Annotated in this window: 21 protein-coding genes and 1 pseudogene; all 22 read right to left on the reverse strand. The window is 61.5% G+C overall.

The features are described 5' to 3' along the window. Positions 1 to 70 precede the first annotated feature (70 nt). Positions 71 to 1399 carry an SGNH/GDSL hydrolase family protein gene (locus tag EPO61_08520; GenBank protein ID TAJ08934.1) on the reverse strand — a complete coding sequence of 443 codons (1329 nt, stop codon included), beginning with the start codon at positions 1397 to 1399 and terminating at the stop codon, positions 71 to 73. Next, positions 1399 to 1686 (reverse strand): annotated as a pseudogene (locus EPO61_08525) (hypothetical protein). The gene EPO61_08520 and the pseudogene EPO61_08525 overlap by 1 nt, the downstream one beginning before the upstream one ends. Continuing rightward, a complete protein-coding gene (locus EPO61_08530; protein ID TAJ08935.1) occupies positions 1687 to 2652 on the reverse strand; it encodes a glycosyltransferase family 2 protein in 966 nt (321 codons plus the stop codon). It abuts the pseudogene before it with no gap. Next, positions 2586 to 3476: a glycosyltransferase family 2 protein gene (locus tag EPO61_08535; protein ID TAJ08936.1), complete on the reverse strand. Its 891-nt coding sequence runs from the start codon at positions 3474 to 3476 to the stop codon at positions 2586 to 2588. The genes EPO61_08530 and EPO61_08535 overlap by 67 nt, the downstream gene beginning before the upstream one ends. 29 nt (positions 3477 to 3505) lie before the next feature. Beyond that, positions 3506 to 5356, reverse strand: a complete 1851-nt coding sequence (locus EPO61_08540) for a hypothetical protein (protein ID TAJ08937.1) — start codon at positions 5354 to 5356, stop codon at positions 3506 to 3508. A 220-nt stretch (positions 5357 to 5576) separates the two neighbouring features. Next, entirely contained in the window at positions 5577 to 5972 is a 396-nt protein-coding gene (locus EPO61_08545; GenBank protein TAJ08938.1) for a hypothetical protein, read from the reverse strand. Further along, positions 5969 to 7666 carry a hypothetical protein gene (locus EPO61_08550; protein TAJ08939.1) on the reverse strand — a complete coding sequence of 566 codons (1698 nt, stop codon included), beginning with the start codon at positions 7664 to 7666 and terminating at the stop codon, positions 5969 to 5971. Before EPO61_08550 ends, EPO61_08545 begins: the two co-directional genes overlap by 4 nt. 113 nt (positions 7667 to 7779) lie before the next feature. Next, positions 7780 to 8256, reverse strand: coding sequence for a hypothetical protein (locus EPO61_08555; protein ID TAJ08940.1), 477 nt, complete (start codon positions 8254 to 8256; stop codon positions 7780 to 7782). Continuing rightward, a complete protein-coding gene (locus EPO61_08560) occupies positions 8232 to 8555 on the reverse strand; it encodes a glycosyltransferase family 2 protein (protein ID TAJ08941.1) in 324 nt (107 codons plus the stop codon). Before EPO61_08560 ends, EPO61_08555 begins: the two co-directional genes overlap by 25 nt. Positions 8556 to 8581: 26 nt before the next feature. Then, positions 8582 to 10192 (reverse strand): hypothetical protein, encoded by a 1611-nt coding sequence (locus tag EPO61_08565; protein ID TAJ08942.1) that lies wholly within the window; start codon positions 10190 to 10192, stop codon positions 8582 to 8584. Between the two features lie 117 nt (positions 10193 to 10309). Then, a complete protein-coding gene (locus EPO61_08570; protein ID TAJ08943.1) occupies positions 10310 to 11278 on the reverse strand; it encodes a glycosyltransferase family 2 protein in 969 nt (322 codons plus the stop codon). Then, positions 11214 to 12248, reverse strand: a complete 1035-nt coding sequence (rfaQ, locus tag EPO61_08575; protein TAJ08944.1) for a putative lipopolysaccharide heptosyltransferase III — start codon at positions 12246 to 12248, stop codon at positions 11214 to 11216. The genes EPO61_08570 and rfaQ overlap by 65 nt, the downstream gene beginning before the upstream one ends. A gap of 11 nt (positions 12249 to 12259) precedes the next feature. Further along, complete coding sequence (locus EPO61_08580) at positions 12260 to 13393, reverse strand: glycosyltransferase family 1 protein (GenBank protein TAJ08945.1); 1134 nt, start codon at positions 13391 to 13393, stop codon at positions 12260 to 12262. Then, positions 13390 to 14169 (reverse strand): glycosyltransferase family 2 protein, encoded by a 780-nt coding sequence (locus EPO61_08585; GenBank protein TAJ08946.1) that lies wholly within the window; start codon positions 14167 to 14169, stop codon positions 13390 to 13392. Before EPO61_08585 ends, EPO61_08580 begins: the two co-directional genes overlap by 4 nt. An 8-nt stretch (positions 14170 to 14177) precedes the next feature. Further along, the gene (locus EPO61_08590) at positions 14178 to 15023 is read right to left on the reverse strand and encodes a hypothetical protein (GenBank protein ID TAJ08947.1); all 846 of its coding nucleotides are present in this window, start codon (positions 15021 to 15023) and stop codon (positions 14178 to 14180) included. Continuing rightward, positions 15020 to 15796 carry a glycosyltransferase family 2 protein gene (locus EPO61_08595; GenBank protein ID TAJ08948.1) on the reverse strand — a complete coding sequence of 259 codons (777 nt, stop codon included), beginning with the start codon at positions 15794 to 15796 and terminating at the stop codon, positions 15020 to 15022. The genes EPO61_08590 and EPO61_08595 overlap by 4 nt, the downstream gene beginning before the upstream one ends. Next, positions 15789 to 16808: a glycosyltransferase family 9 protein gene (locus EPO61_08600; protein ID TAJ08949.1), complete on the reverse strand. Its 1020-nt coding sequence runs from the start codon at positions 16806 to 16808 to the stop codon at positions 15789 to 15791. Before EPO61_08600 ends, EPO61_08595 begins: the two co-directional genes overlap by 8 nt. A gap of 19 nt (positions 16809 to 16827) precedes the next feature. Continuing rightward, positions 16828 to 17865 carry a glycosyltransferase family 9 protein gene (locus tag EPO61_08605; protein ID TAJ08950.1) on the reverse strand — a complete coding sequence of 346 codons (1038 nt, stop codon included), beginning with the start codon at positions 17863 to 17865 and terminating at the stop codon, positions 16828 to 16830. Next, the gene (gene waaF, locus EPO61_08610) at positions 17865 to 19619 is read right to left on the reverse strand and encodes a lipopolysaccharide heptosyltransferase II (GenBank protein TAJ08951.1); all 1755 of its coding nucleotides are present in this window, start codon (positions 19617 to 19619) and stop codon (positions 17865 to 17867) included. The genes EPO61_08605 and waaF overlap by 1 nt, the downstream gene beginning before the upstream one ends. Next, positions 19612 to 20646: a tetraacyldisaccharide 4'-kinase gene (gene lpxK, locus EPO61_08615; GenBank protein TAJ08952.1), complete on the reverse strand. Its 1035-nt coding sequence runs from the start codon at positions 20644 to 20646 to the stop codon at positions 19612 to 19614. Before lpxK ends, waaF begins: the two co-directional genes overlap by 8 nt. 17 nt (positions 20647 to 20663) lie before the next feature. Continuing rightward, positions 20664 to 22043 (reverse strand): 3-deoxy-D-manno-octulosonic acid transferase, encoded by a 1380-nt coding sequence (locus EPO61_08620; protein ID TAJ08953.1) that lies wholly within the window; start codon positions 22041 to 22043, stop codon positions 20664 to 20666. Positions 22044 to 22173: 130 nt separating this feature from the next. Then, the gene (locus EPO61_08625; protein TAJ08954.1) at positions 22174 to 22782 is read right to left on the reverse strand and encodes a DUF374 domain-containing protein; all 609 of its coding nucleotides are present in this window, start codon (positions 22780 to 22782) and stop codon (positions 22174 to 22176) included. Positions 22783 to 22829: the final 47 nt, after the last annotated feature.

Here is a 22829-nt window from a genome sequence, read left to right on the forward strand (position 1 = left end):
CTCCCCAATAAGCAACCCCTGTCCTGTCGACCTCCCTAATCTCTACGCGAACGACTCTTGAGGACTCAGCCTAGTGAGAAACACCGTCAACCGATACCTTCCTCGTGATGAAATCGGCAACCACCGCATGGCCATACCCGTTCAAGTGCGAGTCATCCTGCCACCAGAGCAACACTCCGTATGCATCAAAACTTCTCTGAGATTCTGTTACGAAGTATGATTTACTATCGAAACACTGAAGTCGAACTCGCTGGCACGCACCGAGCACCGCTAGGGCAAAACCAGAAGGGCCTGCGTCTTCGACCCTCGGCAACCGACTCTCAAGTATCCAACGATAGACCTCACCCTTCGTCGGAAGAATCACAATCCCTACCCGCATCCGACGCGCAGTCGCCAAGTCTCGCACAGCCTCTAGCGATCGTTCCAGGCCGGGAAAGTTTTGGTGTCTCTCCACCTCCTCACGAGACAGCTGGGACCAAGCTTCATGCGCGCGCGCAAAGAGCACAGGCCTCCCGTCGGGAAGCCGACGCTCGATCACTCCATCGCCGGGACCGTTCATCCGCGCCCGGAGTCCTGCCATCACCTGATTGAGCGGCGAGCGGTTCCGGAAAGTGCGGAACTGTACCATCCGGGCTGCCAGCCAATTGTTGCGAGGCAACGCTCCCGGGTCCCAGACGATTCCATAGCCATCATCGAGGTCATTGCCTTCATAGAGCGTCCAGATCAACCAGGCCCCGGGGGCCAGAGATAGGCGAGGCCCTTCGATGGCAAAATTCACAAATTGGTCGTAGGGCCCGCCGGGATAGGACAAGTTATAGACACGATGGCCACTCTTCTCCAGCAAACTGGCAAACACTTGATCTTGCGTCGTGCCCACACCGGCGCTGAAAGAATCCCCCAAGACTACGACATCAACCGGGCCTTCGATGTCGCGATTGCGAAACCCCGCTGCATCGGTTTCAAAAACGATACTTCTGGGTTCTCGCAAGGCCGGCTCCCCCGCGATGGCCGCCAAATCACCATATGCCTCTCCGCGATAGGCGACATGGGGATCCCAACGGCCGACAATCGGGAGTTCTGGCAGCTTACGGGTAAACATGTTACTCGGCGTGTAATGCAGTCTGGTGCCGATGATCGGCCGGAGGCAGAGATCCAACCCCGAGACGGCCAGGCACAGAGAAATGAGCGAGACGAGCAAATTCGGCAAAAGGAAGGAAACCCGAGAGGCCAGGAAAAACCACGCGACCGGCGCCAGCAAAACCACTTCGATCCAGCCGGACTTGAGAACCCCCTCGGCATAGAGCGTGGCGGTGGCCAGAGCGGCGGCCAGGGCCAGCGGGCCCCGTTCCCTGAGACGGGTCCAGCCTAGGCTCGTGTCTCTGTCCGATCCGAGCAGCATCAATCGAGTTGGAACTCGGACCGCCAATCCGTGTTCGAAGCCAGCGGTTGTTGGACAGCCTTCAGCACCAGGCAATTCCCCAAGACCAGCGCATCCATTTCGGTGCGCATGAAGCAGCGGTGGGCATCCGTCGGCATACAGACGATTGGCTCCCCTCGCACGTTGAACAAGGTGTTCACGAGCAGGCCATAGCTGGTTCTGGCCTCAAACGCCTAGAGCAGGACATGGAATCTCGGGTTGGTCTCTTTGGACACGGTTTGGATGCGCGCCGAATCACCTATCGGCACTTACAAATACGAGCGAACCAACCGATTGAGCGAGCGCCACGCGATCTTCATATTGCAGGATTCCCGCAGACACAACCCCAATGACTCTCTAAGATACGCTCGCCCCCCCGCCTGATCCCCTTGCATTAGTCGCCACTTTCCTAAGTCCGCCAGAGAAGCCACACGCTCTTCGAGCAAGTATCGGCGTTTGACCCGATCATGGCCGAATTGTTCCATCAACGCCTCGTTCAACAGAAAACGATGGCTCAGTTCGACTTCCGGCGGTTTAACCTCCCGATGACGATGATAGGTCAACGGCTCATCGATCAGCACGATCTCACACTGCTGGGCAATCCTCGGCCAGAATTCATGATCGTCCAATCCGGCCGAGCCAAAACGCTCGTCAAACCCTCCTGCCTTTTCAATGACTGATCGACGAAGCATGGCCGCGGACGGCGTCGGGCCAAAGCCCTTCACGAACAATTGATAAAAGCGGCTGGGCGGTCCCGTGGGGAACTTCTGCCTGGGCCGGCCGTCCCTCTCAAGATGTACGATGCCGGTAAAGACCAGCCCCACTTCCGGCCTGGTCTCTAGCACCCTCACTTGCTTTTCCAGCTTGGTCGGATTCCACAGGTCGTCATGGTCCAAGAGCGCGATGTATTGCCCCCGCGACAGGGCGATTCCGCGGTTTCGTGACTTCGCCACGCCGGCATTGTCGAAGTGAAAATAGCGAACCTGGTCGCCAAACGTCTTGACGATTTCGGCCGAGCCATCCGTCGATCCATCGTCGATGACCAGGATTTCACGATCCACCCAGGTTTGAGCCAACGCGCTACGAATCGTATCGGCGATAACTTCGTCCGCGTTGTACAAGGGAATGACGATACTGACCGCGACTGAATGATCCACGTTTTTCAGCCTTACCGCCCTAGCAGTAATAACGAACGAAATAAACGAGTGTAGGTTCGAAATTTGAGCGGATTGCATCGCAACGATCGAACCAACATGCGTCGTCCATTGGCACGGCTCCCAGCTTTCAGTTCTTGTAGCCCCCAATCCGAATAACACTCCGCCTGCATCGCGTTGATAAGCGATTCTTTGGTCCGATCACCGGCATAATGCACCCGCATCCGATCGAGGAAGCGCGCGCGGCTTTGAATGACGTGGAGCCCTCCGGCCCGACAAAACCCTTCCGCATGGACCCGGTAACACATGCCCGAATCTTCGAGGAAGATAAATCGACCCTGTTGTTTGAGCCTCGCGCTGAGATCAAAATCCTCGAAGCCCCGGAGCATGAGGTCAAACCCTCCGACGCGTTCAAACGTGTCCCGGCGTACCATCATCGCCGATGGGAGAATCAACCCTTCTCCGGTTAGGCGTCCAAGTGGTGACTCCAATGCGGTCTCGTTTTCAGCCAACGTCGCCCCCACCTGCAACAGTCGTCCTTCGTAGTCCATTCGATCCGAATTGCAATACGCGAGCACCGCGCCAGGATCGGACTCTAACGCCACAACTTGTTGCTGCAGCTTATGCGGATACCAGCGGTCATCCTGATCAAGAAACGCCACGTAGGCACTCACCCCTTGCCGCACACCTGTATTGCGCGCTGCGCCTTGTCCTGCATTCGGTTGCTGGATCAGCGTTACTCGCTCGTCATAGCCCTTGATAATCGCCACCGACCCATCCATTGAGCCGTCGTCCACACAGATGACTTCATAGTCACGGAAAGTCTGAGCAAACACGCTATCCAGCGCTTCCCCCAGATACCGCTCACCATTGCACACCGGAATTACAACGCTAACTTTTGCCATCAAGACGCTCTATCAAGCAAACATACCTTCTAGTCCAGTTGAAACTCTTTTCGCCAATCAGAGTCAACTGCATGCGGATGCTGAGCTTCCTTTCGAAGCAGACAATTTCCCACCACCAGTGCATCCATCTCGGTCCGCATGAAGCAGCGGTAGGCATCCGCCGGCGTACACACGATCGGCTCCCCTCGTACGTTGAACGAGGTGTTCACGAGCACAGCATAGCCGGTCTTCGCCTCGAAGGCTTTGAGCAGGGCATGGAATCTCGGGTTGGTCTCTTTGGACACGGTTTGGATGCGCGCCGAATAGTCCAAGTGGGTCACGGCCGGAATGTCCGACCGAGACCGATTCAGCCGTTCGATCCCGAAGAGGCGCCGATCCGCCTCGCTCAAGGGCTTCCGTCTCGACTCCCGCACGCCTGCCACCAGCAACATGTAGGGCGACGGTTCATCCAACTCAAAATAGTTCGCCACCCGCTCTTCCAGGACCGCCGGCGCGAAGGGGCGGAAGGATTCGCGGTATTTGATCTTCAGGTTCATCACGGACTGCATCTTGGGCGAACGGGCATCCCCGATGATCGAGCGGTTGCCCAGGGCGCGAGGCCCGAATTCCATCTGTCCCTGCACCCAGCCCACGACCGACTCCTGTGCCAGCAACGCGGCCACCGTGTCGAACAGGGCCTCATCCGTCAGCCGTTCGAACGGCGCTCCCTGGGCTTGCAGCCAGCCTTCAATCTCTTCCTGGCCGTATGCGGGCCCCAGGTATGAGCCGGCCATGCCGTCAGCCTGTCCGATTGGAAGGACCCGCTGTTCTCCCGCATGGACATAAGCGGCGGCCAGCGCCGCCCCCAAGGCCCCGCCTGCATCTCCGGCTGCCGGTTGAATCCATAACCGGTCGAAGATCCGTTCCCGGAGCAGCCGGCCGTTCGCGACACAGTTGAGAGACACTCCGCCCGCCATGCAGATCGCCTTCATTCCGGTCTGGCGCCGCACATGCCGGGCAATGCGAAGCACGGCGATTTCCATAACGTCTTGAATCGAACGGGCCAGATCCATCTCCCGTTGCGTCAACTTCGACTCGGGCTTTCGAGGCTCGCCCCCGAACAGACGGTGGAACCGCTCGCTGGTCATGCGCAGGCCCGTGCAATAGTCGAAATACTCCATGTTCAGGCGAAAAGACCCATCCTCCTTCAGATCGATGAGGTGGGTGAGAATCAAATCCACATACTTCGGTTCGCCATAAGGAGCCAGCCCCATGACCTTGTACTCGCCCGAGTTCACTTTGAAGCCGGTATAGTAGGTGAACGCCGAGTAGAGGAGCCCGAGGGAGTGGGGGAAGGTGATGTCGGCCTGCAGGCTGAGCGACGAGCCACGCCCCACCCCAAAGCTCGTGGTGGACCATTCCCCCACCCCATCCATGGTCAAGACTGCCGCTTCTTCAAACGGTGAGGGGAAGAAGGCGGACGCCGCGTGGGAAAAGTGGTGCTCAGGGAAGAGGATCGGCCCGGTCCATGTCGCACCGCCGGCCACGTCCCGGCATTGATCGAGTTCCTGGCGCAGCAACCGTTCCAGAAAGAGTTTTTCCTTCAACCAGACCGGCATGGCTGCGACAAAAGACCGCCAGCCACGGGGCGCAAACGAGAGATACGTTTCCAGCAACCGTTCGAATTTCAAGAGGGGCTTGTCGTAAAAAGCCACACGATCCAGGTCTGCCAAACCCAGCCCCCCCTGCTTGAGGCAATAGGCCACAGCTTGATGCGGAAACCCGGCATCATGCTTCTTGCGGGTAAACCGCTCCTCTTGGGCCGCCGCGACGATGCACCCGTCGACGACCAAGGCAGCCGCCGAATCATGATAATAAGCTGAAAGGCCCAGCACCTTCATGCGTCGAATCCGCCCGCTCTAGAAGAGGGTATAGATGAACGGCGCCACCGCAGACCCCTCGGTCAAGACCAGCAAGGCGCCGAATACCACCAGGACCAGGATAATCGGCAAGAGCCAGAACTTCTTCCGCTCTCGCATGAAGGCCCACAATTCCTTCAGAAATGAACCCATGCCAGCCCTACCTCCTCCCCAATGCGCCCGTCGTTGCTGCTAGCCTGATTCAGAACTGCCGCTCCATACGGCTTGCCGTAAATTCATCCGCGCGGCGCGTGCGCCAGTAGGAACCGGCTCCCTCCGCGTGCAATTGGATCGGCTGCTTTCCGAGCAGGCGAAGCAGCAGCGCGATCGGCGTGATCAGGAGACCAAACAGGACCGTCAGCAGGATCCGCTGATTGACGAAACCCAGCACCGACGCCAGTTTCATCCAGGCAGTTCGAAACGGCGTCAACAGGCCCGGCACCAAGAGCGCCATCGCACAAAAAGCGCTGCCCAGCCCGATCAACCACCAGACGACCGTTCCGGCCACTAGAAAACGTAATAAGGCCAACGCCGCCAACCCGCCCGCCATGACCAGACCGAACGACCGATTAAGCTTGTCCGGACTTGGTTGTTTCATAGCCCCTTGCTTCCCTTCACTTTGCCGAGCGCTCCCAGTTGCGCCTGCAACACCGGATCAATAACCTGGGCAGCCAACCGGTGGCCTGAGGCCGTCAGATGAAAATCATTCCTGAAATAGAGGGTTTCAGGGCTCCCGGCCGCCTCAAACGCCGGCAGCAGATCCACCAGGGGAATGCCCTGTTCACGACACCAAGCCAAGAGTAGCCGCTGCGGCTTGTAAAAATCGTAGGGCTCCGCCGCCTGCCCGATGCCGGCAAGATACTCCCTTTGCAGTGCCCCATCAAGCTGGATGTGATCGGGAATCGCCACAAGGAGCAAAGGGATTCCCCGTTTTGCAAGGAACTCCCGGAGCGCCAGCAACGTATCTTGAGTCCTGGCCCAATGTTGGGCGAAGAACCGGGTATCTTCGGCCAGATAAATGTCGCTGCGTTCGTAAATGCCACGGACATATCGTTCATGGGAGACGAGCGGCGCAAATTCACCGGACGAGGCTGCACTGGGAGCCCTTTCCCCCTCCCCGCTCAGAGCCTGTCGGACCCTGGCGCCGCCGACCCTGAACAGATAATTGAGGTCATGGTACAGATACCAGCGGTCCGGCCCGATCCGGTCATGGAGCCAGTTGCCGTTACTGTGCACGTAGTAGCTCTGTCCCGCCACGATTAGGAACTGGGGCAGGGACAGATCGTCGCCTCGTTTATTCTGAATATCGTTGCCGATGAAGAAGCTCAACATGACCAGATCCGGCTGGAAGCGGATGCCATAGGCCTTGAGGAGATGAAATTCTTCGTGCGGGCCCCAAGCCGGGACCCCAACATTAATGACTTCAGCTGCCGGTTCATCGGCCTGAAGTCTGCGTTCGAGCAGAGTGACGAAGGCCTCGTCGTAGCTGACCCCAGCCCCCCAGGTAAAAGAGTCTCCCAAGGCGAGGACACGCGGAACTGGACTGATCCGCTCCACCACACGTTCGCGATCACGAAACCCTTGAGCGTTGCTGAACCCGATCGTGCCGCGAACCGGAACATGGGGCTTCAAGTTCGCGGGGGTATGCTTGTCCCCGAACAAGCCGCTCCTGGCAAGAAGCGGATCGGCCAGCCGGACCGTGGCCTCGCCCACCGCTAGAAAAACCACCAGATTCACCAACGCAACGTTCACCCAATGAACCAGCCGGCCATCCAACGCTCGGGCCAGGCTTTGCGGCCTGGCCAGAAACCAGCCGCTCCACACAACGGCAACCAGCAACCCGATCAGAAACTTGTCCAGATGATGGGCTTGGGCTGGAGTCGGATAGTTGATCAACATGATCCCGCCGAAACAGACGCCCCAGAGAACCATCAACCAGGGCGACCACCCGACGGCAATTTCCTGGTGAAGAGAATCTCGCCTCCAGATTCGCCACGCGGCCAGCCCAAGAAGCAGCCCCAGCGAAGAAGCTAGCAGCAGAATCACGACCAGGAGACCAGGATGCGGCGGATTCGCCAACTTGGATGAGGTCAGTGCCCACAGGTAGGAGACCAGGTCCCCGGCTGTAAACCATGCCCCGATAGAGCCGATTCCACACAACCATAGGAGTAGCGTTTCGCCCCCCTGCCCTTGCCTCACGATAGGCCCCGCCGTTGCCGCCGCCGACTCGATGAACGGATCGGTCAGCGAGGAATTCTTCGGACTATTCTCGGCAACCAAGTCGACTCCCATACTCCTACTCGGCGTACGATCGAACGAGTCGTGAGAGGCACCGCCAGCCGGTCTTGATGCTGTGCGCCCGGTCCAGGCTGAGCGCCAACCCCTTCGCAAGCAGGGCCCGGCCCTCACGAACCTGCCCGCCCGCGATCAGATGCTTGCCGACATCGCAATAGTAGCAGGCCTGTTCCCGGAGAAGATACTGCCGTCGTTCGGGCAGGTCGCCGAACCGCTTGAGCAGCCGCTCGATGAGCAGGGCTCGATGTTCCAACGCAATATGCGCGGATTTCACTTCGCGGTTCCGATGAAAGGTCAGGGGGCTCCTCGATGTTGGCAATGGTGCAGGCCGCGGCAATCCTGGGCCAGAGATCATGGTCATCCATGCCGGCCGAACCGAAGGCCTCGTCGAAGCCGCCCACCGCGTCCAAGACCTTTTTCCGAATCATCGCCGCCGAGGGAGTCGGCACGTAGCCTTGCACGAAGAGCCGGGCAAAGTCCTCGCTGGGATTGCATCCGGCGCCAACGATCCCCATCGGCTTCCCGGCCCGGTCAATGTGCGCCACATCCGTGATCACCATCCCTACCCCAGGCCGCTCGTCCAGCATCTTGACCTGCCGTTCAACTTGGTCGGATGCCACAGATCGTCATGATCCAGAAGCGCGACCGCTTCCCCCTGCGCTTCGGCAATGCCGCGATTTCTCGCCGCCGCCACGCCGGCGTTCTCCTGCCGGAGATAGCGGAGGCGCGGGTCGAGGGTTCGGATGAGATCCCCGGCTCCGTCGGTGGATCCGTCGTCCACCACCACGAGTTCGAAATCCCGCCACGTCTGGTCCAGCACGCTCCTGACCGTCTGAAGAATCACATCCCGTGCGTTGTAGAGCGGGATCGCGCCCCTGACCTTCATTGAAACATCATTCGCCTGCTGACACACTACGGCGTCCACTGCCTTGATCGATAAAGAACAAAATTCTCATCTTCCCGAATAGCTCCCTTGAATTCAGCGACTTTGTCAAATGGAAAGCTCCGGAGGGATTCCTCTTCGGCATAAGAGCTGACCACCAACACGTCTTTTCCGAGAGATTGCGCTGATTGTAGGCAGTTGTTGAGTCCTATATTCTTACGCCTTTTCTGATCCCAAACAACATAGGACCCCCATCGTTCCCCCTGCGGATAATATATATTCTTGATGCCGAGATAGCCGACGACCGTTTGAGCTGAGAAGTCAAGGCATCCAACGATGTGCTTGCTTTGCCATCCGTGTGATTGGATATATTGTGCGACATACTTTCCATTCGAATACGGCCTGATAAGGTCTTGATACGCCATCCTGATCCCGAACAGGCTCTGACTCATGAGGATGAGCGTCACGACAATGTCCAGGATTTGACTCTGTCGATCCCACACAGGATGCAAAGCGGCCGGCCTTGTCAGACGCTCAAGCCAATACCCGACAAAGAAAATAATAAAAAGCATTCCGTGATGGTGCGGACCGCCCGAAAAGATTCCCGAGAAAAACACCAGCAAGCCGGTGAGGCCAAACCCGTACAGGATCAAGAGCGAGAAACGGTCACGCACCTGATAGAGGAGAAACAGATGCGCCGCAAGCCCTATCAACGCAAATGCCTTGATGCCCGGAGCGCCGACGATCGCCCCCAACACACTCGCATCGAGATACAGCACTGCCCCGATGATTCCCAAACCACACACCAAAACGAACGACAACCGATCCTGCAGCCAGCATAGGAGAGAGAGGAGCCCTGCCAATCCGACGAAGGATATGGCTCCGATCGCCAGGGCATGGCTTCGAAGGTCCCGTGCGGTCGAATCGGTCGGCCCTACGTAATGGCTGTCAGGAATCAAGTGCAGCAAGGAGGTCACCACTCCAAGCGCGATCAAGGCGAAACCGAGAACAAACCCCCGGATATGCGTCAAGTCAAATGCGCTTCGATCGTGCACGATCGCCCCGCCGACATCCACGGCCAGACCAATCCCAATGGCTGCCACAAGCATGAGGACCAGGGCATGGGTGTGAGCCGCAAGCATCAAGACCAGACCCACCAACGGGAACAGTCGATACCGAATCGGGTAGAGCACGCAAAACATCACAAGCAGCAGAATGCCCAGCGCATAATCCCGACTGACAACGGCATACTGCCACAGAATATAAAACCCCAAGGGGAACAGCATCAATTGCAGACGCGATAGCGGTGCGTATCTGGAAACAAGATACACAGTCAGCGTGGCGATCCCGAGGTGCAGCGCCTGCATGGCTTCCGGCACATACGACAACCTGGCGAGTGGCGTCAACAACAGGTACCAGAGCGCCGGATGCCCCTCGTTTTGCAATGTGCCGAGTAGCTGTCGGATTGATTCACTGTCGCGCGCAATCAGCCACGCTTCCATTTCATCCCGCCACATCTCATGCCGGGAAAGAGCGAACCCCACAAGCAGGCAATAACCGAAGGTGATGAAAATAGCTGGCCCTTTGGTGGATTTCCAGCTTCCATTCCACTCGTCGAACAATTTCGCTAATCGCTGCATGCAGATGGGCCGAAGGTCTTGGTTCTGGTTGAACAGAATTGAATCCCTGTGTCTTACGCCAGGTCCAAGGTGTGTACAGAGAACGGAGACTGGAGACCGCTTCCTAACATAGGCTGTCTAAACGTGTGGACTCCGGAAGATGCTGCGCAACCACCGTGTATACGGCCGCAAGCGCCACGGCACCTTACGCATCGCCTGGCGGTACAAGCTCCGCGCCGCGGAAGGGTGCCCGGCCCGCTCCGCCTCGCCGCCGCGCGCCACGTAATAGTTGGCCCATTCGCGGTCCAACGCCGCCCGTTGCGGCCCCGTCTGCGGCCCCATCCGTTCCACGCCTTGCAGAAACCGTTCGCGGCTGGCGAGGATTTTCTCCTTGTGCTGCGCCTCGTCGAACGCCATGTCCCGATAGCCGTGCCCGCGCTGCAGCTTGCGGACCAGGACCCGGTCCACGCACGCGAACGGCGTCGCAGCGTACAGCCGGATCGCCAGGTCCGAATCCTCGGACCCATAGAGGTCCGGGTTCAACGTCCCCACTTTCTCCAACACTGTCCTTCTGATCAACAGGGTGGACGGCAACGCCACGTGCCCTCCGCAAAAGGCTTGCACGAGCGGTTCTCCGCTGTGTCGAGCCCGTACCGTTTCCAACACCGTCCCCCGCTCGTCCACCGATTCGAAATCCGTATGCACCACTCCCACATCGGGATGATCGCGGATCAGGGCCAGCTGGGCCGAGAGCTTGTCGGGAAGCCAGACATCGTCACAGTCCAGCAACGCCACAAATTCCCCGCGAGCCTCGGCAAGCCCCCGGTTTCTGGATCGCGCCGGCCCTCCATGGTCTTGCTGAAACCACGTGATCCCCGCCGTTTGTTGCAGGTCGGCCAACACGGCCTGGGTCCCGTCCGTAGACCCATCGTCGACCACCAGGATCTCCACCCCCTGCACGGTTTGAGCCCGCACGCTGGCGACGGCCTTCGCCACAAACGGCGCGCCGTTGAAGACGGGGATCACCACGCTGACCAGGGGCTCAGACACGTTCACCCATCCGCTCCCGCGATTCCAGCAACGTTCCGGCGGCGGCACAGACCTCATCCACCGAAATCCGCTTCATGCAACTCTCTTCGCCCCGCTCACAGGTGGGGTGGAAACAAGGCCGGCAGTCGAGCCCTTTATACAGAACCCGGACCTCTGGGCCCCGCGGCCCCCATTCGTCCGGATTCGACGGGCCGAAGAGCGCGACGACCGGGACACCCAACGCTGCGGCCATGTGCATAGGGCCATTATCGTTGCCGACAAACAACCGACAGCGTTTCAGGACCGACGCATAGGTGAGCAACGGGGTCCGCCCGGCCAGCACCGTCGGCGTCGACCGGGCCAGGCGGCGCACCTCTTCGGCCAACGGCCGCTCCGATTCGCTCCCCCCGATGACGACCCGACAGCCGAACGATTCGCTCAGCCGCTCCGCCAAGGCCGCAAACCGCTCCGCCGGCCAGGCCTTGAACCAGTACCGGGCCCCCGGCTGAAACATGACGAGTGGGCCCCCGGCACCAGCCAAGCCTGCCTCTTCAAGCAGGCGGGCGGCCCGCTCGTCGTCTTCGAGGGACGTATACAGCCTCGGCTGGCTTGCCTTTGGTTCGATCCCCAGCGGCAACAGCGCCCGCAGATCATGATCCACACGATGGACCGTTCCAGGAAGAGCCGGCGCAATCGTCGTAAAGAGGAGCCCCCGCCAACGGTGCTCTTCATTGAACCCGATCCGCAGCGGCGCGCCGCTCAGACCGGCCAGGGTGGCGGCGCGGTCCCCGTCGGTCAGGTCGATCACCGTGTCGAAGCGGCGGCGGCGCACCGCTCGGAGAAAACGCAGTTGCGCTGCCAATCCCCTCTTCTCAACCACCATCACCTCCTGCACATCGGGATTCCATTTGAGGATCTCCTCGGTTCCCCGATTGACCGCCATGGTCAACCGCGCCTCCGGAAACCGCTCACGGAGGGCCCGGAGCACCGGCGTGGCCAGGAGCACGTCCCCAATATACCGGAGCTTGATGACCAACAGATTGCGCATGCGCTTCCGCTCTAGACCACCGCGCACAGTTCACGATACAGGTTCATCGTCAACCGTGCCGACCGGTCCCAGGTAAAGCCCTTGACTCGCTCGAACCCCTTGGCACGAAGCGTCGCTTGGAGCGCCGCATCTTCAACCATGCGCTGAAGCGCATCGCCCAAGGCCTCCACATTCTCCGGATCGACCAGCAACGCCGCGTCCCCCGCGACTTCCGGCAACGACGTGCTGTTGGAGGTGATCACCGGGGCTCCACAGGCCATGGCTTCCAGCACCGGCATGCCGAACCCTTCATAGATCGACGGAAACACAAAGACCGTGGCCTGCGAGTAAAGCAGCCGCAGATCGGCCAAGGACAGCCGGCCCGGACAGACCACATGCGATTCGAGGCCCAACCCGCGCGCCGTCTCCATCATATCGCCGAACCGATGCTGAACGTCACCCACCAGCACAAGGCAATAGTCCGAGAGCCGATCCGCTCGCTGCGCGCAGGCCCGGAGGAGCGCGCGATGATTTTTGCGCGGGTCCGCTCCGCCGACGAACAAGATAAACCGATCAGTGGGAAGTCCGAAACGACGGCGAACCTGCGCCGGCCCATCCGGATCCTGCAGAGGACAAAAATCATCGGAGACCGCATTGGGAATCACCGCAATCCGATTCCGTGGCAGCCCATAGAGCGACTCGATATCCCGCGCCGAAGCTTCGGACACCGTGATCACGCGCCGGGCCCGCCAGGCCGTCCGCTTCGTGCGATAGAAGGAAGCCCGCTGGCCCAACAGTTTCGTACTGTACTGGGGGTACCGATCGAGCCACAAGTCATGCACCGTGACCACCCCGCCGAAACGTCCGCTGGTGCGCATCTTGAAATTGGTCCCATGGTAGAGATCCAGCCCATCCATTCGTCCGCGCCAACGCATACCGAATTTGCCCGCCTCCACCCAGCGCAAGCGTCCTGCCGCCTCGGCCGCTTTGAAGGGTTCCAGATCGGCCGCATAGGTGTTCAACGCCCCCGGACGGACATAGGCGACGAATTCAACCCGACCGTCATTGTCCTTGAGGTCCAGAAGCGCCTTGAGCAGATGGTAGGTATGCCACCCCACACCGCCTCGGTCTCCGAGTATCGGAGTGGCATCGATTCCGATCCTCACCCGCCCCCCGTCGTGTTACGCTTCGCCTCGGCCCAACGCATTTCGACCGCCTTGGCATATTTGACGAACGTATGCATCCCCGCAAAGATGGCCACGATGATCCCGTGCACTCCGTCTTGATAGCCGCCTCGCAGCACGTACGTCTTCAGAATGGTGCCCAGGTGGTTGCCGGCCAGGTCCAGCCAGCCGATCCGGCTCCGGCTCTTGAGTTTTTCCTGGGCTCCGAGGGTCGTATACCGCGCCATCTTGCGGACGTGTTCGCGGATTCCCGGCATGCTGTAGTGGTCGAGCGGCTGAGTCAACCGCTCGATGCGCCCCGTCAAATGCAGCCGTTCGTGGAGCAAGACGTCGTCGTACCGGCCGGCGGACCGGCGGAACAGCCGCAACTGGTAGTCCGGATAGATCCCGCCGCCCCGGATCCAACGCCCGTAAAAGAAATTGCGCCGCGGAACCTCGAACCCCGCGATGTCAGCCGAAGGCCCAGCAGCCAACCGCCGTCGGATTTCTTCGCGCAACGTGTCCGTCACCCGTTCGTCTGCGTCCACCACCAGCAGCCAATCGGCCTTCGCCTGCTCGAACCCGAAATTCTTCTGCGGCCCATAACCAGGCCAGGGCCGCACGAATACGTGAGCGGTATAGCGGCTGGCGATGGCCACGGTCTGGTCCCGGCTCTCCGCATCCACCACGATAAGCTCGTCCGCCCAGCGCAACGATTCGAGGCAGGCGCCGATGTTCCGCTCCTCATCCTTGGTAATCACCACAGCCGCAAGGCTCATACTCGGCTCTATCCCCTGAAGCCCCGTTTGACGATGGCACGGTAGAAGGCCGGCTCCAGCCAGCGGTTTCGCCCCGGCTTGAGCACCGGGTACCGGCTCACCCGTGCCTGCATCACGGCCGGATGAGACCCGGTAAAGTTCTTCATGATGTCGTATTCTTCGAACTCGTAGGCCTCGCGGGCCAGCATCTTGGCCTGCTCGGCGCCGGGGTTGTCGCCATGGTGCCGGGCCACCTGGTAGCGGAACTTATCCAGCAAGACACGCGGCTGCTTGACCCAGCCGTAATGGTAGATCGTCGCGCCGGAAGGCCGGATGCGGTCCTTGTGCACGCTTTGCATCCAGCCCTGATCCGCCTTGAGCCAGAATCCAACCGCATCCCCGCAGGACTCCACCTGGCCGTCGTTTCGGATGATCCGCACCGCACGGTGGTAGAACCAGGGATTTAAGGACCGATAGTCGCCGTAAAAGTGATGATAGCGGAAGGTGAAGCCCAGGACCGCCGGATTCCCAAGATGCTCCCGAAGCGACCGACTGATGATCTCGTGGTCGGCCTCGTGCAGCACCTCGTCGGCCTGGAGGTACAGGGCCCAGTCGCCGGTGCAGCGGGCCAGCGCCTTGTTGGTCTCGTACGAAAATAACAAGCCGTCCTGTTTCATCGAATCGTCCCAGATGGAATCGAGGATCCGCACCTTGTCGGAGCCGATCGACCGGATCAACTCGCGCGTGCCGTCCTCCGACTGCCCGACGTTCACGATGAACTCGTCCACGATCGGCAGGGCGGACCGGATCACCTCGACGATCGGGTAGTCGAACGAGACCGCATTCCGGCAGATCGTGAAGGCGCTGACTTTCATCGCAGCCCCTCCCCGACGGCCGCCGGCCCCCGCTGCAACTCCCAGAGTTTCGCATACTTGATAAAGGTGTAATAGGCATAGAGTCCCGACAGGATCAGGCCCGGCCTTCCGTCCAGAAAGCCCAATCGGCCGAGATACATTTTCAAGAACGTAAAGACCGGATGGCTGACCAGTTGGTGCGTGCGGAACCGCCGCCCCTGTTCGACCATGCGCCGGGCCATCAAATCGGAATAGCGGTCCATCTTGGCCAGGTATTGATCGATGTCCTGGAAGGGGTACTGCAGCACATGCTCCTTCAGATGCCCGACCGTGCCGTGTAACTCGAACGTCTCATGCACCAGTTGATCGCAATATTTCATCCGGTCCTTGCGAAACAGCTGCGGCTGACGGTAGTCCGGATACCAACCGCAATGGCGAATCCAGCGGCCGAGAAAATAATTCTTGCGCGGTACAAAGTAGGCGTCGGCCTCGGGCCCCCGGTCCAGGAGCCGCCTGATCTCGTCCCGAATCTCCGGCGTGGCCACCTCATCGGTGTCCAGACTGAACACCCACTCGTGCGACGCATGGGCCACGGCCTCGTTCCGAAGCCGGCCGAATCCGTGGAACTCGTGCTGGTAGACCTTATCCGTGAACTCCCGGCTGATCTTCTCGGTGGCATCGGTGCTGTGGGAGTCCACCACGATCAGCTCATCCGCCCAGCGGACCGATTCCAGGCAGGCCCGGATCGTGGTCTCGTTGTTGTAGGCGATCACATAGGCAGACACCTTAGACATGCGCCACCGCCATAGCCTCCGGCTTGGTCACGACCTGCCGGATCCGAGCACAGACCTGCTCGACGGAAATGCGGTCCAAGCAGTCCCAGTAGGGACAAGCTTCGTAGATGCATTTCTCGCAGGTGGGCACATCGGGCCGTAACACCATCCCTTGACCTAAGGGTTGCCAGCGGGTCGGCAGCTGGTTCCGCCGGGGATCAAAGAGGCTGACGGTCGGCACCCCGAGCCCCGCGGCAATATGCGCCGGCCCGGTCGAGCCGGACACCAGCGACTGGCTCGCCCCGATGATCGCCATCAACTGCCGCAACGTTACAGTTCCCATCACATCCAGGATCGAGCCATGGGCCGATCCCCTCCAGCCCGTCTCCTCCCGAAAGCGGTCCCGTTCGGTCTGGCTGCCGCTCAGCACCACCCCATAGCCCTCCTTGACCAAACGTTGCGTCAGATCGAGGTAATGCTGGAGTTTCCATTGGCGGGAGGAAAATCCACCCGGGTGCACCACAATGCAAGGCGACGGGATCGCCTTCAGCTTCGCGGCCGCCTCCTGCCGCTCATCGTCTGTCAAGAACAGTTGCGGGCGGATCAGCTCTCCCGGCTCAAGCCCCAAGCCCCGCAAGAGCCCCAGATTGTACGTCGCTTCGTGCCGGGAAAAATCGCTCCGATGTTCGTAGACCCGCCGATTGGCCAGCAGGCTGTACCAGCGATAGCCGGTTGCCACCCGCACCGGAACCCGCGCCACGAAGGCCGCGGCCATCAAGCGGCGGAACGGCTTCAAGAAAATCGCCGCATCGAAACCCCGTCGAAACAGCGCCACCAGATCAGCGAACCGCTCCCGCCCGTTCAGAGTTAGGATGGCAGCCAAGTCCGGATGCTGCGCCAGCACCGGCGCCGCATAGACGCTGGAGAGAAACGAAACCTTCGCATCCGGCAGTAACCGGCGCAACGCCGTGGCGACCGGAAGACAAAGAATCTCATCCCCGATTCCATCAGGCCTGACCAGCAAGATGTTCATCCAGACCGCCTGTTTGTCGTCACTGGGCCAACCTGACGGCCAGTTGCGCCCGCGCCGCCTCCAATACCCGGATAGGCGAAATATCCGTCAGACATGCGAGCCGGACCTGGTTGCGGCATTGCCGGCTAAAACAGGGGCTGCACGCAACGCCGCTCGTCAGCGCCAGATGAGGCCTGCCGTATGGGCCGGTCCTGACGGGGCTCGTCGGGCCGAAGAGAGCCACGACGGGCGTGCCGACCGCTGCCGCCACGTGCATCGGCCCCGAGTCATTCGTGATCAGCAACGATGCCGATTGTAACAGGGCGGGCAACAGCCCCACCTTGGTCTGCCCGGCGAGATCAGCCGGCGCCGTACGCATCAGATGCTTGACCGCCTCGGTGTCCGCTTGCTCATCCGGTCCCCCGATCAGCACCACGCGCCCCAACCCCTCTTGCTGCAGACGATCCGCCACCTCGGCGAAGGACTCCCTGGGCCAACGCTTGGTGGCCCAGCGGGCCGAGACATTCATCGCGACCCATGATACGTCGGCCGGCACGCCCTGCCGGTTCAACAGATCCGACACATGGGAGCGATCGTCGCTCAACGGACGGAACCGGAACTCCGGCTCGCCAGGGGCGACTGCGCCGAGCGCCCGCGCCACAAGTAGGTACCGATCGACCGCATGCATCTCCGTATTGGGGACCGGCACTCTCTGGGTGTAGAACCAGGAACTTCCTTCCCGCGCATTGGCGAAACCGATGCGCGTCGCGCAGCCGGACAGCCAGGCCATTCCGCCGCTGCGGAAGAGTCCCTGCAGGTCGACGACCAGATCGAAGCCCTGGGCGCGCAAACGCGGGACCTGCGAGAGCCATCCGGCGAGACCCGGCTCCACGGCCCAGACCTCATCCACCCCCTCCACTCGCTCGACGATGCCCGCCCACTGCCGCTTCACGAGCCAAGTGAAGGAGGCCCGGGGAAAACACCCACGCAAAGCGGCCAGCGTGGGCATCGCCTGCACCACGTCGCCGAGCGAACTCGGCTTGATGAACAGGATCCGCCGATAGTCGCGTCCTGCCATTACGGCTCCAACCCTTGTCCGAACCCGGCCCCCTCCCGGGAAGACACGAGGGGTATCCCTGCCGTCGACCGGCTGGCCGCATCCGTGAGAATCCAGGCCGCCGCATCGGCCAGCCCCGCCGCGACATGATCCGGCTTGCGGCCTTCCCGTTCCAAGACCGCCAACGCCTCCAAGCTTGCGGGACCTGTGGTCACCAAGACCCTGCGGGCCCCGATGCGGCTCCCCAACTCGATGTCCCTGCTCTGGTCACCCACAACATAGCTGGTCGAGAGGTCCACCCCCAGGTCCGCCGCCGCCCGCTCCGCCATCGCCGTCCCGGGCTTGCGGCAGAGACACCCGTCGTCCGGATGATGCGGGCAGAAGTAGATGGCGTCCAGAGTGCCCCCGCCCGCTTCCAGCAGGGCCAGCAACCTGGCATGGATGGTTTTGAGCATCTCGACCGTGAAGAGGCCCCGCGCGACCCCCGACTGGTTGGTCACCAACACGAGCGTGGCGCCGGCCTGTTTCAGGCGCGCGACCGCCTCGACGACGCCGGGCAGCAGGTGCAGCTCTTCCGGTGTCTTGATGTAGCTCGTATCCCGGTTCACGGTCCCGTCCCGATCCAGAAAGACGGTGACGCCCTTCAGCGGAGTTGAAAAGCTTGAAAGTCCGAAAGTCGAAAGTTTTGAAACAGCCTCCGGCTGACTTTCCGACTTTACAGACTTTCCAACTTGCAGTTGTTTCACAGCCGCCGCATGCACCTCGTCTACCGTGACCCTGGTCATGCATCGATGGTCGATCGGGCACTCGCGCAACAGACAGGGCGCGCAGTCCACCGGCTGCCGCACGATGGCATATCGCTCGCCGACCGGGGACGTGGTCCGGTGATCGGTCGGCCCGAACACGGCCACCACAGGGACCCCGAAGGCCGCCGCAATATGCATCGGTCCCGTATCGTTGGTGAGAAAGAGGTCGCAGCGCTTCGTGACCGCCATGAGTTCCCGGACGGTCGTCTGTCCGGAGAGCACGACCACCGGCAGACGCAGCCGCTCCGCGATGCTGCGCGCCAAGGCTTCTTCCCCCTTGGCGCCGACGATCACGACATGCGCCTGCCGACCGAGCCGGTGCTGATCGTCGGCGACCCGCTGGACCGTCTCCGCAAACCGATCCGGCAGCCAGCGCTTCGCCCCGCCATAGGTCGAGCCGGGATTGAGACCAATCACCAAGTCCCCTGCGCCCACCCCCCGTTCCGCCAGTGTGGCGGCCATCTCCCGCTCTTCCTGCTCCGACAGAAACAACCTGGGAGAGGCAACCGATCCGTCGGCGCCCAGCGGCCGGAGCAGATCCAGGTAATACTGGACCTGGTGCTTACGTACGGTATGGGGGCCACGCTCGACGGGATCGGTGAGGAGCCAGCCCCGTCCGTCCGTGGCATAGCCATAGCGGCGGGCAATCCCCGCCAGAAAAGAAATCAGCGCCGCTTCAAATGCGTTCTGAAACAGGATCGCCAGGTCGAACCGGCGGCGGCGCAACTCCTCGGCCAAGGCCCATTTGCCGGCCAAGCCCACATGCTTCCGGCGATCTTCGTAGACCAGCGTGTGGTCGACCGCCGGATGGTGCGCCAACAACTCCGCAATGGTCGGCTTGACCAGCAGCGTCACCTCCGCTTCCGGAAAGAGTCCGCGGACCGCGCTCAACGCCGGTTCGCACATGACCGCGTCCCCGATCCAGTTCGGCCCCCGCACCAGCAGACGCCTGACCGACTCCTTACGCAAGCTCCCTCCCTCCGAAAACGACCCGCTCCATCCGCTCCCGCCCGTCCACGATGTCCGTGCCCAGTCGCAACGCCAGCACCCGCTCGCCCGGCCTCAACAAGGGGGCCACCTTGACGGCATCCTTCTCCGTCGTCACCAGCAGCTGCGCGCCGCAGCGCTTCGCCTGATCGTTAACCCGCTCCAGATCGCCGTTCCGATAGGCATGATGGTCCGGAAACCGCACCTCCTCCACCACGTTCACGCCAAGACCGGACATCGTCGCCCTGAACGAACCACTATTGCCGATCCCGCTGAAGAGCAAGGCTGTCCGTCCCCTCACTCCCTCCAATGCCTGCGCCGCTCCGCTCGCCACATCCACGAACATGTCCGGCGTGAACCGCACGAGAATCGGCTGATCCCTGCGGCCCAGGGCTCGGACCGTGCCTGCGACCGTCTCTTGCTGCCGGACCTGATCGACGCGGGTCATGAGCACCAGCGTTGCGCGGGCGGCGGCCGCGAGCGGCTCCCGCAAACGCCCGGCCGGCAGCAGCGCGTCCAAGTCTTGGGGCGCCGAGGCGTCCACGAGCAGCAGGTTCACATCGCGATGCAGGGCCAGATGCTGAAACCCATCGTCCAGCACGACACAGTCGAGGGGAAACCGGCTCAAGACCCACTGCCCTGCCCGGTACCGATCCGCCCCCACCGCCACGACGACGCCGGGGCAGCGGGACGCGATCAAATGCGGCTCATCCCCTGCTTCGGCCGGCCCGGCCAGGACGGTCTCCCCATCCGACACCAGCAGGAATTCCTCCCCGCTCTGCCGCTTGTAGCCGCGACTCAGCACGCCCACGCGCAGGCCGCGTAGCAACAACGATTGTACCAGCCAGATCACAACCGGCGTTTTGCCCGTGCCGCCGGCGGTCAGGTTCCCCACGCTGACCACCCGGCAGGGCAAGGTCCAGGTCGGGAACCAGCCGGTTGCATAGAGCCAAGCCCTGGCCCGGACCACCAGCCCATAGGGAATCGACAAGAGCCGCAGCAGCCACATAGGGCCCACCCGGCCCCTCACCCTCCTCGTTCTCCCGGCAGAGGGGCAAGAGCATCCTTGCGAACCAAGCCGGCGGAAGGACCGCACACCCCGGCGCCTCTCGTCCCAATACCTGTGTCAAGCACCTTGCCGATGTGATCCAAACTGCGTCGGAGGGCTCCACGGTTCTCATTCACAACCTGTTGCGCGGCCAACCCGACCTTCTGGAGGTCAGCCCGGCGCCTGAGCAGCTGCGCCATGGCCTTGGCCAACTCCGTTCCGTTCCTGGCAGGCACCATTCCTTCGGCCCGGCTCAATTGGGTCGCAATTTCGGCGCAATGGTCCGTGAAGGGACCGAAGAATACCGGCTTGGCCCAAACGGCCGGCTCCAAGAGATTATGCCCTCCGACCGGAACCAGCGTGCCGCCTACGTAAGCCAGCACCGCCTCGCGATAGACCAATGCCAATTCGCCCCTCGTGTCCAGAATCAGCACCCGCGGCCCGGACAGGCTCGGCGTGACCGCAGACGCTCTCAACAGGCTCCGCCGCAGAGCCGTGAGTCCAATGCCCTTGACCGCGGCTTCGACCTCCGCCGCCCGTTCGATATGCCGGGGCGCAAGCACGAGCACTAGCTTAGAGAACTCGCGGACCAACGTCTGATAGGCAGTGAGCAGCTCTTCTTCCTCGCCTGGGTGCGTGCTGCCCGCCACGATCAATTCTTCGCCTTCTGCCAGCCCCAGCACCGCCCGAGATATAGCGCCGGGGCCGTTGATCTCGCCTGGCAAGGGCTGATCGAACTTGATGTTCCCGATCCGCATCACTCGATCCGGCCGCGCGCCCAAGGCCACCATACGCTCGGCGTCCCGATCCGATTGCATCAGGCAGGCGGTGACGGCTCCCAACACTTGGCGCAAGAACGACCGGATCAACCGATATCGGCCGAAGGAGCGCGAGGACAGCCGGCCATTGACGAGGACAGCCGGAATGCCGCTGCGTCCCAGTTGCCGCAGCAGATTCGGCCAGAGCTCGGTTTCGACAAACAGGAACAGGGAAGGATTGAGGTGCCGCACCATCTTGGCCACCACCCAGGGAAAGTCCAGCGGCGCGTAACAATGGTCGGCCACCCCCGCCAGCCGCTGCTCGACCGCTTCCCGCCCGGTCTCGGTGACGGTGGATACGATGATCCGATAGGCGGGGTAGCGGGCATGAAAGGCCTTGACCAGCGGCGCGACGGCCACCGCTTCTCCCAACGACACGGCATGGACCCAGAGCAACGGCCGGCCGGCCGACACCCCACCGGGCAGAACCAGTCCCAGCCGCTGGGGCAAGCCGCGCCGGCACCGTGGCTTGGCCAGCAACATCGCGAGGATCACGGGGGAGGCCAGGAGCAGGAGCCCGTTATAGAGGAAGTACCACATGGTTCTTCTCGTGAGGGATGAAGCGTCAGGTGTGAAGGGAAAGATGGTCCCTTTTGCCTTCTCTTTCGCCTGCCCCTTACGTATCACGCCTCACGTCGTACGTCTTCATCGGCTTCGGCCGTCAACCGGTTCAACACCGATTCCAACTCACGCCGCTTGGCTTCCATCTCGTCCGCCGAGGCTTGTCCCGTAACCCGGATCGGCTCCCCCATCCGGAAGAGCCCGCGCCCGAACGGATAGGGGACCATGAAGCGATCCCAGCTCGCGAAGAGTTTTTTTTTGAGCAGCTGAAGGTTACGGGGACGATCGGCAAGCCCGTCGCCTTGGCCAGATGGATGACCCCCATCTGCGCCACCTGCCTGGGCCCCTTGGGCCCGTCCGGCGTGATGGCTAGGTCCGCCCCGGAGCGGCCGAGCTGTACCAGCTCGCGCAGCGCCGTCGCCCCGCCTCTGGTCGTCGAACCCCGGACCGAACGGAAACCGAACCGGGACACAATGCGCCGGATCAACTCTCCGTCCCGATGCCGGCTGATCAAGATGTAGATCTGCGAGCCCCGATAGGCCAACGGCATCATGAGCTGGCGGCTGTGCCAGAAGGCAAAAATACAGCGCTGCCCCTGCGCATACAGAGCCAGCATCGGTTCCGCCCCTTCCGTTCTGATCGTCAGAGACTTGCCCAGCAACCGGACCAGCGCGGCCCCGATGGGCGGGAGCAGATTCAATTTCAACCAGTTCAACATACAAGCAATGTCGAATGATGAGTGCTGAATGCTGAATGGAAGATGAA

The sequence above is a fragment of the Nitrospirota bacterium genome (assembly GCA_004296885.1).
GTDB lineage: Bacteria > Nitrospirota > Nitrospiria > Nitrospirales > Nitrospiraceae > SYGV01.